Consider the following 14,673-nt stretch of genomic DNA (forward strand, 5'->3'; position numbering starts at 1 on the left):
CATGGCTTTGTGAGCTTGGCCCGCTTAGTTGCTGCGACGCCGGAAGAACTCCGGCGCCACAGGTGTTGCTAGGTACAACTCATATAACAACTGCGAGAGGATCAGGTTCCGCTCTGCAGCAGCATATTACGCACGTGGCCGATCGCCTTGGTCGGGTTCAGACCCTTCGGGCAAACGTTCACGCAGTTCATGATTCCGCGGCAGCGGAACACACTGAACGGATCGTCCAGCGAAGCCAGGCGCTCTTCGGTCTTGGTGTCACGGCTGTCGGCCAGGAAACGATAGGCTTGCAGCAGTGCGGCCGGACCGAGGAACTTGTCGGGGTTCCACCAGAAGGACGGGCAGGAGGTCGAGCAGCAGGCGCACAGGATGCACTCGTACAGACCGTCCAGCTTCTCGCGCTCTTCCGGGGTCTGCAGACGCTCGATGGCCGGGGCCGGCGTATCGTTCTGCAGGAACGGCTTCACCTTCTCGTATTGCTTGTAGAAGATGCTCATGTCCACGACCAGGTCACGAATGACCGGCAGGCCCGGCAGCGGACGGATCACCAGCTTGCCGCCCTTCAGGCCGGCGGCCGACAGCGGGGTGATGCAGGCCAGGCCGTTCTTGCCGTTGATGTTCATGCCATCGGAGCCGCAGACGCCTTCACGGCAGGAACGACGGTAGGAGAAGCCCTCGTCCTGTTCCTTGATCAGCGCCAGCACGTCGAGGACCATCACGTCCTTGCCGTTGGTGTCGACCTGGAAATCCTGCATGTACGGCGCAGCATCTTTGTCGGGGTTGTAACGATAAACACTCACTTGCAACATGGCGGGCACCCTTAGTAAGTCCGAACCTTGGGTTCGAATGCCGGAACGGTCTTCGGCGCGAAGTTGACGGAACGCTTGGATACGCGCTTCTCACCCGGGAAGTACAGGGTGTGGCACAGCCAGTTCTCGTCGTCGCGCTCCTCGAAGTCTTCACGGGCGTGGGCGCCACGGGACTCCTTGCGGTGCTCGGCCGCGATCGCGGTGGCCTCGGCCACCTCGAGGAGGTTTTGCAGTTCCAGCGCTTCGATGCGCGCGGTGTTGAATGCCTGGCTCTTGTCGTTGATCTTGACGTTGGCGATACGCTCGCGCAGGTCGGCCAGCTGGGCGATGCCCTTCTGCATGTACTCGCCGGTGCGGAACACACCGAAGTAGTTCTGCATGCAGCTTTGCAGCTCGCGCTTGAGCGGAGCGACTTCTTCGCCGCTGGTGCGCTCGTTCACGCCGTTCAGGCGCTTGAAGGAGGCTTCCAGGTCGCTCTCGGAAGCGCCGCGGGCGTCGATGCCCTCTTTCAGCGCTTTTTCCAGGTGCAGACCGGCGGCACGGCCGAATACCACCAGGTCGAGCAGCGAGTTGCCGCCCAGGCGGTTGGCGCCGTGTACCGATACGCAGGCCACTTCGCCCACGGCGAACAGGCCTTCGACGATCTGGTCGTTGCCGTTGGCGTCCTGGGTGATGGCCTGGCCATGGATGTTGGTGGCAACGCCACCCATCATGTAGTGGCAGGTCGGGATCACCGGGATCGGCGCAACGACCGGGTCGACGTGGGCGAAGGTCTTGGACAGTTCGCAGATGCCGGGCAGGCGGCTGTGCAGGACTTCCTCGCCGAGGTGGTCGAGCTTCAGCAGCACGTGGTCCTTGTTCGGGCCCACGCCGTTGCCGGCCAGGACTTCCTTGACCATGGAACGGGCGACCACGTCGCGGCCGGCCAGGTCCTTCGCGTTCGGCGCATAACGCTCCATGAAGCGCTCGCCGTGGGCGTTGATCAGGTAACCGCCTTCGCCGCGGCAACCTTCGGTGACCAGTACACCGGCGCCGGCGATGCCGGTCGGGTGGAACTGCCACATCTCGATGTCCTGCACCGGCACGCCGGCACGCAGGGCCATGCCCACGCCGTCACCGGTGTTGATCAGCGCGTTGGTGGTGGAGGCGTAGATACGGCCGGCACCGCCAGTGGCCAGGACCACGGCCTTGGAACGGATGTAGACGGTCTCGCCGGTCTCGATGCAGATGGCGATGATGCCGACCACCGCGCCGTCCTGGTTCTTCACCAGGTCGACCGCGTACCACTCGTTGAGGAACGAGGTGCCATTCTTCAGGTTGGCCTGGTACAGGGTGTGCAACAGCGCGTGGCCGGTACGGTCGGCGGCGGCGCAGGTACGGGCGGCCTGGCCACCCTTGCCGAAGTCCTTGGACTGGCCGCCGAACGGACGCTGGTAGATGCGGCCGGTTTCGGTACGGGAGAACGGCAGGCCCATGTGCTCGAGCTCGAACACGGCCTCGGGGCCGACGGAACACATGTATTCGATCGCGTCCTGGTCACCGATGTAGTCGGAGCCCTTGACGGTGTCGTACATGTGCCAACGCCAATCGTCGTTCGGGTCGGCCGAAGCGATCGCGCAGGTGATGCCACCCTGTGCGGATACGGTGTGGGAACGGGTCGGGAAGACCTTGGTCACCACGGCGGTCTTGTGGCCGCCCTGGGCCAGTTGCAGCGCGGCACGCATGCCGGCGCCACCGCCACCGACGATGATGGCGTCAAAGGAAAGTGTACGAATGCTAGCCATGGATCACATACCCCAAAGAATCTGCACACCCCAGACGAAGAATGCGAACATCGCCATGCCGCAAACCGCCTGGAAGAGGAAACGCACGACTGTCGCCGCCTTGCCGAGAGCCATCGAAGTCAGGTAGTCGGTGGAGATGGTCCACATACCGACCCACGCATGGACGCTCAGGGCAACCAGGGTCAACAGGCTGAAGATGCGCATCCAACCCTGCGAGAACAGGCCGTGCCAGTCCGCGTAGGAAATGTTGGGGTGAGCAATGAGGTAGCCCAGCAGGAAAATGACATAAGCCGCGAGAACGACCGCGGAAACGCGCTGGGCCATCCAGTCGTAGAGGCCGGAGCGCGAGAAGTTTGTGACGTTAGTTACCATACCCATACCCCCGCCAGAACGATCAGCACCACCGCGATGGCGATGACGATTTTGGAGCCACGCTTACCGCCTTCCAGCGTCTCGCCGACGCCAGCGTCCATGACCAGGTGGCGAACACCGGCCACCAGGTGGTACAGCAGCGCAGACAGCAGGCCCCAGATCACCAGCTTGGCCAGGGGACTGGTCAGGCACGCCTTCACCTGCTCGAAGCCTTCTTCCGAACTCAGCGACTTGTCGAGCGCGAACAGCAGCACGGCAATACCGAGGAACAGGATGACGCCAGAGATACGGTGGAGAATGGACGTGTAAGCGGTGACAGGGAGTTTGATGGTCCTTAGGTCTAGGTTTACAGGTCGTTTGCTATTCACGGCTTTTTTCACACTGAGAGCCCTAACGAACAGGGCTAGTTGTCGGGAAGTGCACTTGTCAGGTACCCATCACCAGGGAGTGGCGACCGTCTATGAAAGCGGGCCAGGAATACCCCTTGCGGTCGGACGCCGAGTATAGACAGTTAGGCTACTAATGACAACGAAAACACCCATCGCCAAATGGTTGATTGCGGGCCTTTTATAAAAGGCGTAAATAGCCCCCTTTTTCTGCGAAAACCCCGCCACGGAAGGCTCTACGGCATGGATTCGCGCAAATTGACTTTCGAATTTATCCCTCTATAGTGGTGCGGGCCCTGCGTGGGGGGTACTGATGATTTCAAGCATAAATAGGAGGCCATCATGGCTGACAAAAAAGCGCAGTTGATCATCGAGGGCTCAGCCCCCGTCGAACTGCCCGTCCTATCCGGTACCATGGGTCCCGATGTAGTGGATGTACGGGGCCTCACCGCCACGGGCCACTTCACCTTCGATCCTGGCTTCATGTCGACCGCCTCCTGCGAGTCGAAGATCACCTATATCGACGGCGACAAAGGCATCCTCCTCCATCGCGGCTACCCCATCGAGCAACTGGCAGAGAAATCCGACTACCTGGAAACCTGCTACCTGCTGCTGAACGGCGAGCTGCCCACCGCCGCGCAGAAGGAACAGTTCGTCGGCACCATCAAGAACCACACCATGGTTCACGAGCAGTTGAAGACCTTCTTCAACGGCTTCCGCCGCGACGCCCATCCGATGGCCGTGATGTGCGGCGTGATCGGCGCCCTCTCGGCCTTCTACCACGACTCCCTGGACATCAATAACCCGAAGCATCGCGAAGTCTCCGCGCATCGCCTGATCGCCAAGATGCCGACCATCGCCGCCATGGTGTACAAGTACTCCAAGGGCGAGCCGATGATGTATCCGCGTAACGACCTGAACTACGCGGAAAACTTCCTGCACATGATGTTCAACACCCCCTGCGAGACCAAACCGATCAGCCCCGTGCTGGCCAAGGCCATGGACCGCATCTTCATTCTCCACGCCGACCACGAGCAGAACGCTTCCACCTCCACGGTGCGTCTGGCCGGCTCCTCCGGCGCCAATCCGTTCGCCTGCATCGCCTCCGGCATCGCCGCCCTGTGGGGACCGGCCCATGGCGGCGCGAACGAAGCGGTGCTGCGCATGCTCGACGAGATCGGCGACGTGTCCAACATCGACAAGTTCGTCGAGAAGGCCAAGGACAAGAACGATCCGTTCAAGCTGATGGGCTTCGGCCATCGTGTCTACAAGAACTTCGACCCGCGCGCCAAGGTCATGAAGCAGACCTGCGACGAGGTCCTCCAGGAGCTGGGCATCAACGACCCGCAACTGGAACTGGCGATGAAGCTGGAAGAAATCGCCCGCCACGACCCCTACTTCGTGGAACGCAACCTGTACCCGAACGTCGACTTCTACTCGGGGATCATCCTCAAGGCGATCGGCATTCCGACCAGCATGTTCACCGTGATCTTCGCCCTGGCGCGTACCGTCGGCTGGATCTCGCACTGGCAGGAGATGCTCTCCGGCCCCTACAAGATCGGCCGCCCGCGCCAGCTCTATACCGGCCACACCCAGCGCGACTTCACCGCCCTCAAGGATCGCGGCTGAAACCCGTCACGCCCGGCGAGAAAGGCTGCTTCGGCAGCCTTTTTTGTGCCCGCCCCTTTCCGCCGGACACAAAAAAACCGCCCCGGAGGCGGTCTTTTTGCAAGGAAGGCGCGCTCAGCGCTTCTCGGCAGCGCTACGCAGGCCCTTGAGGGTGTTCAGCGGCGCGTCGACCACGAAGCTGTTGGCCAACCAGGAAGGAATGCTGCCACCCGGCTCGGTTTCCACCTGGTAGGTCACTTCCGTCACGCCCTGCCCCTTCGGCTGCAACTTCCACTCGCCGACCAGCTTGGGCACGCGGATCTGGCCCTTTTCCTCGGGGATATAGGTCGGATCGGCCTTAAGGTGACGGATCACGGTGCCATCCGCAGTCTTCTCGGTGGTGACATGGATGACCACGTCGCGACCGGTAACTGGCCAGGGCATGTCGATCTTCGAGTAGGTCCAGGCGTCGGCGCCTTCCTGCTTCAGGAGTTTCATCTCGGCGCAGGCATGGATCCACTTGCAGGAACCCTTGACGTCCTCCTGCAGCGCCTCGATGGTCGCCACGTCGGCCTTGATGTCGGTAACGCCGCGATAAGCCTTGTACTTGGAGCCCTGGACACTGCTGAGGTAGACCTTCACGCCATCCTCGTCCTTGGCCAGCTTCCAGTCTTCGGCCAGCGCATTGCCGGCCACCCCGAACACTGCGGCAGCCAGCACGGTCATACGCAAAATGCCACGCATCGTTCCTGTTCCTCTCTTTATGGTTATTTTCGGTTCGCCGGCCGGGCGGTCGACGCCCTGCAAGCCGCGATCCTGAGCCTTCGGCGCAGGATGCGCAGCAGTATGGCGTGAGACAGCCAGACTTCCAACCCGTTCAAGCGGCAGTGATGACTTCCCACTCCGCGATCAGGGCCAGCGCCTGCTCACGGCTGTCGCCGCAGATTTCCGGATCGGCGCCGAACTGGCCGCATACGGCCGGTCGCTCCGGTCGGCCGAACAGCCCGCAGAGATGGTTTTCGTCCAGGTGCAGGCAGCGTACGCCCGCGGGCTTGCCGGCCGGCATGCCCGGCAGCGGAGAGGAAATCGACGGTGCTATGCAGCAGGCGCCGCAGCCGGCTCTACATTGCATGGGAAGGATCTCGCCCGAAAGTTGGCAGAGGAGCGGCCAGGACAGCCGTCCGAAACGGGCGCAAAGAATACGGACCGGCCAGGCCGCCGCCAAGCCCGGCGGATCAGCGGCGCGTTTCCGCCTCGAGACGTGCGCTGCGAAGCTGCCACTGCTCGCGGTTGCCGGCAGCGAACAGCCAGGCCCTGGCCGACTCCGTCGCTGCCCGCCATTGCACGCGGCCCGGCTCGCGCAGGTCGAGGGATTGCGCCGCCGTCGAGTGGCCGAGGAAGGCGTTGCCAGCGGAACTCCAGTAGCCAGCGATCCCGGCCGGCAAGACCCAGGAGCGACCTTCCGCCTCGTCATCGACGATACCGGACAAGCGCTCCCCCGCTCCACGCCGCCAGGACAGGGCGACCCGGTTCAGCTCGCTGTCCGCCAGCGCGACGCGCACCTCCACGCCGCCCTGGCGCGGCTCGAACGACAGCTCGTAGGCGCTGAGCCGGCCATCGGCGCAGCGCAGGTGCCCCTTCAGGGACAAGCGTCGACCGACCAGTTCGAAGCTCTCCAGGCTCTGCTCCTGGCAGCGCAACTGCAGGCGACCGGCGCTTTCCCGCCCGGCCCCGAGAAAACCGCCCTCGCTCTCCCACAACGGCGGCCGAGCGCTACCCGCCACTGACAGGGCGAGGCTCTTGCCGCCCCAGCTCAAGCGGTATTCGCCCAGGTCGAAATCGCGCGGGATGGCAAACGCCGGCGGCACCCGCAGCTCGCTCCACAGAGCCGGCTCCCGCGACGCCTGGCTCGCCCACCAGGCGGCCGCCAGCACGACGGCCAGCCCGCTCAAGGCGAGCCCCCAGACCAGCGAGCGTTTGTGCAACCGCATACCTTTCATCCTTTTCCGAGCACCAGCCCCTACCGGTCGATGCCTGCCCACTTGGATTTATCGCCGCAGCCAATTAGGCTGCGGCGCCGTCCCAATCCCCCGGAGCCCACCCATCATGCCCGTCTGGCTGCAAACCGCCTTGTTGCTAGCCTGTTCCAACCTGTTCATGACCTTCGCCTGGTATGGTCATCTGAAGACTCTCAACAGCAAGCCCTGGATCATCGCCGCCCTGATCAGTTGGGGTATCGCGCTGTTCGAATACCTGCTGCAGGTACCGGCCAATCGCATCGGCTACACCGAACTCTCGGTCGGCCAACTGAAGATCATGCAGGAAGTCATCACCTTGGCGATCTTCGTCCCGTTCAGCGTCTACTTCATGCAGCAGCCGCTGAAACTGGACTACCTCTGGGCCGGCCTGTGCCTGCTCGGCGCGGTGTACTTCATCTTCCGCGCCTGAGCCGCGTCACGAACGCAGCCGGGCGATCAGGCTGGAGGTATCCCAACGACCGCCGCCCATCGCCTGCACTTCGGCGTAGAACTGGTCGACCAGCGCCGTGACCGGCAACTGCGCGCCGTTGCGCCGCGCCTCGGCGAGCAGGATCGACAGGTCCTTGCGCATCCAGTCCACGGCGAAGCCGAAGTCGAACTCTCCGGCCAGCATGCTCTGGTGGCGGTTTTCCAGTTGCCAGGACTGGGCCGCGCCCTTGCCGATCACCTGCATCGCCGCCTCGCCATCGAGACCGGCGCACCGGGCGAAGTGCAGCGCCTCGGCCAGGCCCTGGAGCAGCCCCGCGACGCAGATCTGGTTGACCATCTTGGTCAATTGCCCGCTACCCACGTCGCCCATTCGCCGGACCATCCGCGCATAGCTGCGCAACAGCGGTTCGGCGCGTCGATAGAAGGCCTCCTCGCCACCGACCATCACCGTCAGGGCGCCGTTGACCGCGCCTGCCTGGCCGCCGGAGACCGGCGCGTCGAGAAAGCCCAGCTCACGCTCGGCAGCCAGCAGCGACAGCTCGCGGGCGACTTCCGCCGAAGCGGTGGTGTGGTCGACGAACAGGCTGCCCGGCGCCATTCCGGCGAAGGCGCCCTGCTCGCCCAGCGCCACGGCACGCAGGTCGTCGTCGTTACCGACGCAACAGAACACCAGCTCGGCGCCAGCACAGGCCTCGCGCGGCGTATCGGCGCGCCGTCCGGCGTACTCCTCGACCCAGCGCAGCGCCTTGGCCGACGAGCGATTGTAGACACAGACGTCGTAGCCCTCTCGTTGCAGGTGCCCGGCCATCGGGTAGCCCATCGTGCCCAGGCCGAGAAATGCGACCGCAGTCATTCCGTCATCTCCTCGAAATCCGATCCCGCAGCCTAGCACAGCGGTTTGCCGAGGTCCGGAAGCCCCGCCATACTCAGCGCGGACCCTGGTATGGATAGCTCCGATGCCTCACTGGCTGGTAATCGATCTGGAGGCCACCACCGCGGAAGGCGGCTGGCCCCTGGAGGAAATGGAAATCATCGAGATCGGCGCCACCCTGGTCGCCGCCGCGGACGCCCGCGAACTGGACCACTTCCAGCGTTTCGTACGGCCGGTCAGGCGGCCGCTGCTGACCCACTTCTGCCGCGACCTCACGCATATCAGCCAGGCCAACGTCGATGGCGCAGCCCATCTCAATACGGTCTGGGAAGCCTTCGAGCGCTGGCTCGCCCAGCATCGTCCGCGACTGGCCGGCTGGGCCAGTTGGGGCGACTACGACCGCCGCCAGTTGGAGCAGGAATGGCGCCAGCACGGGCTGACCAGCCAGCTCAGCGAAGTGCCGCACGTCAATCTCAAGCAACGCTTCGGCGAAGTCCGCCAGTTGCCCCGCCCAGTCGGCCTGAACGCGGCCCTGCAACTGGCCGGGATGAGTTTCCAGGGCCAGCAGCACCGCGCCCTGGAGGATGCCCGCAATACCGCACGGCTGCTGCCGCTGGTATTGCCGGTGGAGCATTGAACGAGGCCCGCGCCGCCTAGTGACGCCTTTCCGAGGCTTGGGCATACTGGCGGGCCTTTTCAAACCCGCCTGTTCACCCCTTCAGGAGAAGCCCATGTTCAAGGTCAACGAATACTTCGACGGCACCGTCAAATCCATCGCCTTCGACATGACCGCCGGCCCGGCCACCATCGGCGTGATGGCGGCAGGCGAATACGAGTTCGGCACCAGCCAGCTGGAGATCATGCATGTGGTCGCCGGCGCGCTGACGGTCAAGCTGCCGGGCAGCGACGAGTGGCAGGAATACGCCAGCGGCAGCCAGTTCACCGTCCCGGCGAACAGCAAGTTCCAGCTCAAGGTCGCCCAGGACACCGCCTACCTCTGCGAATATCGCTGAGCCCGGGCAGACAGGAAAACCGGCCGCAGGCCGGTTTTTTCTTGCCCGTCGTCCAGCGGCTGCGGCGGAGGAATCGAGCTGCGCTCATCCGCCGCTGGAACGGCTTGCCCAGCCCATTCAGCCCTGCGGGAAGCGGTAGTGGCCGATGACCTGGTAGCGGAACAGCAGGTCCTCTTCCCGCACGCCGGCACCGATGTTGTGCAACACCAGCGGCCTGCCCTCCAGCCTGCGATCGGAAAGCACGCCGATATGCAGCAGGCCGTTGTCCAGGCGCCAGGCGACTATGTCTCCGGCCCGGTAGGCGGAAGCGTCGCGGCTAGGCGCCAGGGCCAGGCCCTGGCGGCTGAACCAGGTCATCAGGTTCGGTACGCGGCGGTGATCGATGTTGCGGTCGGTACCTTTCATTCCCCATTGCTGCGGGTAGGCCGCGAAGTGGCGACGCATGTCCTCGTGCACCGCCTTCTGTAGATCCAGCCCCTGTCCGCGCAGCGCACGGACCACCACGTCGGTGCAGACCCCGGTCTGCAGCGGCACGTCGCCGCCCGGATAGTCCAGTTGCCGGTAGGCCGGGTCGTAGCCCAGGGTAACGCCCACCTGGGCACGCGCCGCATCCACCAGTCGCTGCGGTTCGACCGCAGCGGCCGCCACCAGCGGCAGTCCGAGCATGGCGAGCAGCAACAGGCGGCGCAGCGCGCCGGATACGTCCTTGTACATCCTTTTCCTCCTAAGCGCCCGCGGGCGCGTCCTGGTCCTTCGCGTATCCCAGCGGATACAGCAGTTCTTCCTTGTAGCCGGCCCAGACCCGGATGGCGTCCGGGAAGCTGTCGTCCAGCACCGGGTCGCCGCTGTCGACCAGCAACGGCCGGCCCCCGAGGGTCCCCAGCTTGCGCTTGGTGGCGACCACCCGCATGCGCTCCAGGCCGATGGCGCGCAACACCCGGGGACTGATCTGCTGGTTGCCGCGACCGATCACGTGGCCCTGGCCGCCGATGGCGGTGACCAGCAGGTACGCCGGATGACCGTCCACCAGTTCGAACAGCCGCGCCTCGTCGACGTCTCGGGCAATCACCGCGCCATTCTCCAGCACGTCGACGCCCAGCAGGGTGGTTTCCAGGCCGAGATTGCGCGCCAGGCCATGCAAGGTCGAGCCCGGTCCGAGCACATAGCGCACGCCGTCTTCCCAGTTTTCCGCCAGCCAGTCGGCGAGGTCCACCAGCACCAGCTCCTCGGACTCCATCCCTGCCTGCTTCACGTGCTGCATGAAGTGGCCCTCCTCCGGCACTGTCATCTCGCCGTACCAACGCGCGGCGACGCGGCCGGCGCGCAGCGCCTCTTCGTCGAGGTCGCGCACCTCGCCGCTGGCCAGGCGCACCAGGCCGCCCTCGACCAGGCGCCTGGCCAATTCGCCGGCCGCGCGCGGACTGATGGCATAGACCCCGGAGTGGATCTTCACCCCGGCCGGAATGCCGAGCACCGGCTGTTGCTCGCGCACCACCCCGGCAACATCCCGTGCTGTGCCATCACCACCGGCGAACAGGATCAGGGCGACACCGGCCTCCTGCAGGCGCTCGATCGCCAACCGGGTATCCGCCGCGCTGCTGACCGCTCCCTGCCACTCGCCGAGCAGGCGATGGCGGAAGCCCATGCGCTCGAGCAACTCGCCACCCATGGCCCCGGGAAAGGTCAGGAACTCGATCTTCTCGACCAGCGGCAACAGGCACTCCAGGGCTATCCGGGTGCGCTCCAGCGCACGTGGTTCGGCGCCTCTGGCCAGGGCCTCGGCGGCCACCCCGTCGCTACCCTTCAAGGCGACCGGGCCACCCAGCCCGGCCAGGGGATTGACCACCAACCCCAGGCGAAACATGTCCATACTCATCCTCGGGCGAACTCCAGGACGCCCACACCGGTCGGACCACTATAACCAGAAAAACCCAGCGGTAGCCGGCAAGCTGGCACGCCGACTGCAAGATTGCTATGGTCCATGGCTTTCGCGTTGGAGCGGCACGACATCCGCCGTTTGTCACGGCGGTTTCATCTGCGCTCCCTAGACTGCCGATAAACCTGATGAGGAGACGGGCAATGAATTCGCAACACACCGATACCGCCAAGCGCCGCGTGATCCCCTTCAATACGCAGCAGCACACCGGTGGCGCCATCATCGACGCCCAGGGCCGGGAGATCCCGATCACCGAGGTGATGATCCAGCGCGCCTGCCGCGAACTGGACAGGTCCCTGGAGCAGGAACAGAAGCAGGCCTGAGCGCCCGCCAGCACGACTTCGAAGCCCGGCATCCGCCGGGCTTTTTTTCGCTTGCGCGAAGCCGCGCCCTAGCTCGGCGCCGGCAGGTCCTCGCCGACCAGGTCGAGGAAGGTCTCGACGATCCGCCGCGAACGCTGTTCGCGCAGGCACACCAGGGTCTCGGTCAGGCGTCGCTGGCAATCGACGATGGGTAGCGCATGGACCCGCGTGTCGGCGCCGAACTCCGCGGCCGACACTACCCCCACGCCGATCCCCGCCACCACTGCCTCGCGCGAGGCCTCGCGGCCCTCGACCTGGATCGCCGGACGGATCCGCAGGCCGGCGCGGCTCATCTCCTCCTCCAGGGTCTGGCGGGTCACCGAGCCCTGCTCGCGCAGCACCAGCGGCATGTCGTCGAGATCGGCGAGCCGGATCGACTCGCGCCCGGCCCACGGATGGCTGAGCGAAACGAAGGCGACGATCGGATCGTTGCGCAGGGTCAGCGAAAGCAACCGCTCGTCGCTGACGTCCCGGCCCAACAGGGCCAGGTCGGCCTGGTAGCTGAACAGTCGCTGCAGAGACTCGTCGGTATTGCCGGTCTCCACCCGCACCGCGATGCCCGGATAGCGCTCGCAGAAACGCGCGATCTGCGGCAATACGTGCACCGGCGCATCCACCGCCAGGGTCAGGGTGCCGGTCTGCAGGGCGCTGGAGGCGGACAACAGCTCCTCCGCCTCGGCCTCGATCGCGAACAGCCGCTGGGTCACCGCGAGCAGGCGCTCGCCCAGTTCGCTCAGGCGCACCGAGCGCTTGTTACGGTGGAACAGCAGCACGCCGTAACGCTCCTCCAGCTTGCGCACCTGGTCGGAAACCGCCGGCTGGGTGAGAAACAGGCGCTCAGCGGCGCGCGTGAAGCTGCCGTACACGGCGACTGCATGGAAAGCCTTCAACTGCGCATGGGATACCGACATGGACCTTCACCACTCCAGGCAGGACAAGGGGTTCCGCGCCATGGGCGGCGCACACGGGAATGACCGTTCGGTCAACTTCCTCGACCCACGCCGCGCCAGGCCTACGGACAAACAAGTAAAACTTATATTTAAAATTTGATAAATCGATTTCATTTATTTATCCGGAATTGTTTCCATCGCTTCACCACAGCGCGCCAGCGCCTCGGCAGCCAGCCCCTGCCTGGGCATCCGCAACCCTTACCCAGGAGGTGAAGCCGACTCCAGATCCCTCTGACCAGGCACCGCGACATGGCGGTGCGGAAGTGCTCATCAGAACAACAACAAGGCGTGTTCCCCTCACACCTGCCGGCACCGATAACAAGATCGAGGTCAGAACCATGAATCAACGTCCCGGGACGGCGCTGCCGTCCTCTCCCGTGTCCAGCTTCCAGCGCTGGCGCCTGCAGATATTCGCGATCACCTGGCTGGCCTACGCCGCCTTCTATTTCACCCGCAAGGCCTTTTCCGTCGCCAAGCTCGGCATCGCCGAAGATCCGGACTTCCAGTTGGACAAGATGGCGATGGCCGATCTCGACGCCATCTATCTCGCCGCCTATGCCGTCGGCCAGTTCACCTGGGGCGTGCTGGCCGACCGCTTCGGCCCGCGCATCGTGGTGTTCGGCGGCCTGCTGATCTCCGCACTGGCCGCGCTGGTCATGGGCACCTTCGCCACCCTGCCGATCTTCGCCACCTGCATGGTGGTCCAGGGACTGGCGCAGTCCACCGGCTGGTCGGGGCTGTGCAAGAACATCGGCAGTTTCTTCGCCACCCACGAACGCGGTCGGGTGCTTGGCCTGTGGAGCACCTGCTACGCCTTCGGCGGCCTGGTCGCCTCGCCGTTCGCCGGCTGGTGGGCGTACAGCGTGTTCGGTACCTGGCACGCGGCGTTCTACTCCAGCGCCGCGGTGGTCGGCGGCGTGGCCCTGCTGTTCCTGCTGTTGCAGCGCAACCGCCCGGAAGACGTCGGCCATCCTCCCGTCGAACCGCAGGCCGCGAGCGAAGCCGTGCGCTATGCCGGCTTCAGGCCGGAAGGCGGCAACGGCGGCAGCCTGCAGGTGCTCGCCAAGGTGGTGCGCAACCGCACGGTGCTCTGCCTCGGCCTGGCCTACTTCCTGCTCAAGCCGGCGCGCTACGCGATCCTCCTGTGGGGACCGGTGATCGTCTACGAACGCATGCCGGCACTCGGCAAGGTCGGCGCGGCGATCGTTCCCACCGCCTTCGAGGTAGCCGGCCTGCTCGGCCCGATCCTGATCGGCTTCGCCTCGGACAAGCTGTTCGGCGCACGGCGCATGCCGGCCTGCGTGATCAGCCTGCTGGCGCTGACCGTCTGCCTGGCGCTGTTCGTCCCGGCGATGACCACCGGCAGCATTCCGATAGTGGTCGGCCTGCTGTTCATGATGGGACTGACCCTGTACGGCCCGGACTCGATGATCTGCGGCTCCGCCGCCATCGACTTCGGCACCAGCGAGGCCGCCGGCACCGCCTCCGGCTTCGTCAATGGCTGCGGTTCGGTGGGCGCGATCCTCGGCGGTCTGTTGCCCGGCTATTTCGACACCTACACGGTGTTCATCGGCTTCACCATCGCAGCCCTGATCGCCACCGCGGTGCTCCTCCCGCACTGGAACAGCCGGCCCGGCGGCGCACGGGAAAGCCTGCGGAATATCCCCAGCCTGGCGGACTTCCGTCCCATCCGCTCCTGACCGTCCGCGGCGGGAACCTCCGCCGCGTCCTTCTCCACGAACCGGGAACCCCCTCATGCATATCGAACGTTTCGAAGTCGTCAAGCGTCGGGCCGAGATGGCCCTGCACGGCAACACGGTCTACATCGGCGGCCAGGTCGCAGACGACCCCAGCGGTGACATCCAGGACCAGACCCGCCAGATCCTGGAGAACATCGACCGGCTGCTCCAGAGCGTTGGCAGCGACCGCGGCCAGGTGCTCTCGGTACGCATACTGCTAGCCCACCGGGAGGACTACGCCGGTCTCAACCAGGTCTGGGACCAGTGGTTTCCCGAAGGCCGGGCGCCGACCCGCGCCTGTAGCCTGGCCGAGTTGATCGACCCGCGCTGGCGGGTGGAAATGATCGTCGTCGCCGCCCGCCCGCAGTGAGAGCA

At 65.0% G+C, this 14,673-nt stretch carries 18 protein-coding genes; 7 read left to right on the forward strand and 11 right to left on the reverse strand.

Features of this window, described 5'->3' with window-relative positions:
• Nucleotides 1–101: 101 nt before the first annotated feature.
• From AC1RB9_RS17655 to sdhC, 4 genes are read right to left on the reverse strand one after another with little or no spacing between them, the layout of a single operon-like run.
• On the reverse strand, nt 102–809 hold the full coding sequence (locus AC1RB9_RS17655; protein WP_003087410.1) for a succinate dehydrogenase iron-sulfur subunit: 708 nt from the start codon (nt 807–809) through the stop codon (nt 102–104).
• 11 nt (nt 810–820) lie between these two features.
• On the reverse strand, nt 821–2,593 hold the full coding sequence (gene sdhA, locus AC1RB9_RS17660; RefSeq protein ID WP_003087407.1) for a succinate dehydrogenase flavoprotein subunit: 1,773 nt from the start codon (nt 2,591–2,593) through the stop codon (nt 821–823).
• Between the two features lie 3 nt (nt 2,594–2,596).
• The gene (sdhD, locus tag AC1RB9_RS17665; protein WP_003104386.1) at nt 2,597–2,965 is read right to left on the reverse strand and encodes a succinate dehydrogenase, hydrophobic membrane anchor protein; all 369 of its coding nucleotides are present in this window, start codon (nt 2,963–2,965) and stop codon (nt 2,597–2,599) included.
• Nucleotides 2,959–3,345 (reverse strand): succinate dehydrogenase, cytochrome b556 subunit, encoded by a 387-nt coding sequence (sdhC, locus tag AC1RB9_RS17670; protein ID WP_003104388.1) that lies wholly within the window; start codon nt 3,343–3,345, stop codon nt 2,959–2,961. Before sdhC ends, sdhD begins: the two co-directional genes overlap by 7 nt.
• Before the next feature lie 348 nt (nt 3,346–3,693).
• On the opposite strand from sdhC, the gene gltA reads away from it, so the two are divergent.
• Nucleotides 3,694–4,980, forward strand: a complete 1,287-nt coding sequence (gene gltA, locus AC1RB9_RS17675) for a citrate synthase (RefSeq protein WP_003449859.1) — start codon at nt 3,694–3,696, stop codon at nt 4,978–4,980.
• A 114-nt stretch (nt 4,981–5,094) separates the two neighbouring features.
• Here the strand turns inward: gltA and AC1RB9_RS17680 are convergent, their stop codons facing one another.
• The 3 genes from AC1RB9_RS17680 to AC1RB9_RS17690 all read right to left on the reverse strand — a co-directional run bounded on the left by AC1RB9_RS17680 (nt 5,095) and on the right by AC1RB9_RS17690 (nt 6,950).
• Nucleotides 5,095–5,703 (reverse strand): START domain-containing protein, encoded by a 609-nt coding sequence (locus AC1RB9_RS17680; protein WP_003104390.1) that lies wholly within the window; start codon nt 5,701–5,703, stop codon nt 5,095–5,097.
• Between the two features lie 133 nt (nt 5,704–5,836).
• The gene (locus AC1RB9_RS17685; protein ID WP_003087397.1) at nt 5,837–6,091 is read right to left on the reverse strand and encodes a YkgJ family cysteine cluster protein; all 255 of its coding nucleotides are present in this window, start codon (nt 6,089–6,091) and stop codon (nt 5,837–5,839) included.
• A 103-nt stretch (nt 6,092–6,194) separates the two neighbouring features.
• Complete coding sequence (locus tag AC1RB9_RS17690) at nt 6,195–6,950, reverse strand: hypothetical protein (RefSeq protein ID WP_003449855.1); 756 nt, start codon at nt 6,948–6,950, stop codon at nt 6,195–6,197.
• Nucleotides 6,951–7,065: 115 nt separating this feature from the next.
• On the opposite strand from AC1RB9_RS17690, the gene AC1RB9_RS17695 reads away from it, so the two are divergent.
• Nucleotides 7,066–7,407 carry a DMT family protein gene (locus tag AC1RB9_RS17695; RefSeq protein WP_003104394.1) on the forward strand — a complete coding sequence of 114 codons (342 nt, stop codon included), beginning with the start codon at nt 7,066–7,068 and terminating at the stop codon, nt 7,405–7,407.
• Between the two features lie 6 nt (nt 7,408–7,413).
• On the opposite strand, the gene AC1RB9_RS17700 is transcribed toward AC1RB9_RS17695, so the two are convergent.
• Entirely contained in the window at nt 7,414–8,280 is an 867-nt protein-coding gene (locus tag AC1RB9_RS17700) for an NAD(P)-dependent oxidoreductase (RefSeq protein WP_003104396.1), read from the reverse strand.
• 103 nt (nt 8,281–8,383) lie between these two features.
• Here AC1RB9_RS17700 and AC1RB9_RS17705 point away from each other — a divergent pair, with 103 nt between their 5' ends.
• Both AC1RB9_RS17705 and ppnP read left to right on the forward strand, forming a co-directional pair.
• Nucleotides 8,384–8,935: a 3'-5' exonuclease gene (locus AC1RB9_RS17705; protein WP_003104398.1), complete on the forward strand. Its 552-nt coding sequence runs from the start codon at nt 8,384–8,386 to the stop codon at nt 8,933–8,935.
• A gap of 94 nt (nt 8,936–9,029) precedes the next feature.
• Nucleotides 9,030–9,311 carry a pyrimidine/purine nucleoside phosphorylase gene (gene ppnP / locus AC1RB9_RS17710; protein ID WP_003087375.1) on the forward strand — a complete coding sequence of 94 codons (282 nt, stop codon included), beginning with the start codon at nt 9,030–9,032 and terminating at the stop codon, nt 9,309–9,311.
• 117 nt (nt 9,312–9,428) lie between these two features.
• Here ppnP and AC1RB9_RS17715 read toward each other — a convergent pair whose 3' ends face one another.
• Together AC1RB9_RS17715 and AC1RB9_RS17720 are read right to left on the reverse strand one after the other, a co-directional pair.
• Nucleotides 9,429–10,025, reverse strand: coding sequence for a DUF1287 domain-containing protein (locus AC1RB9_RS17715; protein WP_003449852.1), 597 nt, complete (start codon nt 10,023–10,025; stop codon nt 9,429–9,431).
• A gap of 10 nt (nt 10,026–10,035) precedes the next feature.
• Nucleotides 10,036–11,181 carry an ATP-NAD kinase family protein gene (locus AC1RB9_RS17720; protein WP_003144857.1) on the reverse strand — a complete coding sequence of 382 codons (1,146 nt, stop codon included), beginning with the start codon at nt 11,179–11,181 and terminating at the stop codon, nt 10,036–10,038.
• 209 nt (nt 11,182–11,390) lie between these two features.
• Here AC1RB9_RS17720 and AC1RB9_RS17725 point away from each other — a divergent pair, with 209 nt between their 5' ends.
• Nucleotides 11,391–11,570 carry a PA1571 family protein gene (locus AC1RB9_RS17725; protein WP_003104406.1) on the forward strand — a complete coding sequence of 60 codons (180 nt, stop codon included), beginning with the start codon at nt 11,391–11,393 and terminating at the stop codon, nt 11,568–11,570.
• A 68-nt stretch (nt 11,571–11,638) separates the two neighbouring features.
• Here AC1RB9_RS17725 and AC1RB9_RS17730 read toward each other — a convergent pair whose 3' ends face one another.
• The gene (locus AC1RB9_RS17730; protein ID WP_003104408.1) at nt 11,639–12,520 is read right to left on the reverse strand and encodes a LysR substrate-binding domain-containing protein; all 882 of its coding nucleotides are present in this window, start codon (nt 12,518–12,520) and stop codon (nt 11,639–11,641) included.
• A 377-nt stretch (nt 12,521–12,897) separates the two neighbouring features.
• On the opposite strand from AC1RB9_RS17730, the gene AC1RB9_RS17735 reads away from it, so the two are divergent.
• On the forward strand, nt 12,898–14,259 hold the full coding sequence (locus AC1RB9_RS17735) for an MFS transporter (protein ID WP_003144858.1): 1,362 nt from the start codon (nt 12,898–12,900) through the stop codon (nt 14,257–14,259).
• A 55-nt stretch (nt 14,260–14,314) separates the two neighbouring features.
• The gene (locus tag AC1RB9_RS17740; protein WP_003104412.1) at nt 14,315–14,668 is read left to right on the forward strand and encodes a RidA family protein; all 354 of its coding nucleotides are present in this window, start codon (nt 14,315–14,317) and stop codon (nt 14,666–14,668) included.
• Nucleotides 14,669–14,673 lie beyond the last annotated feature (5 nt).

The sequence above is a fragment of the Pseudomonas sp. 20-5 genome (assembly GCF_056782835.1).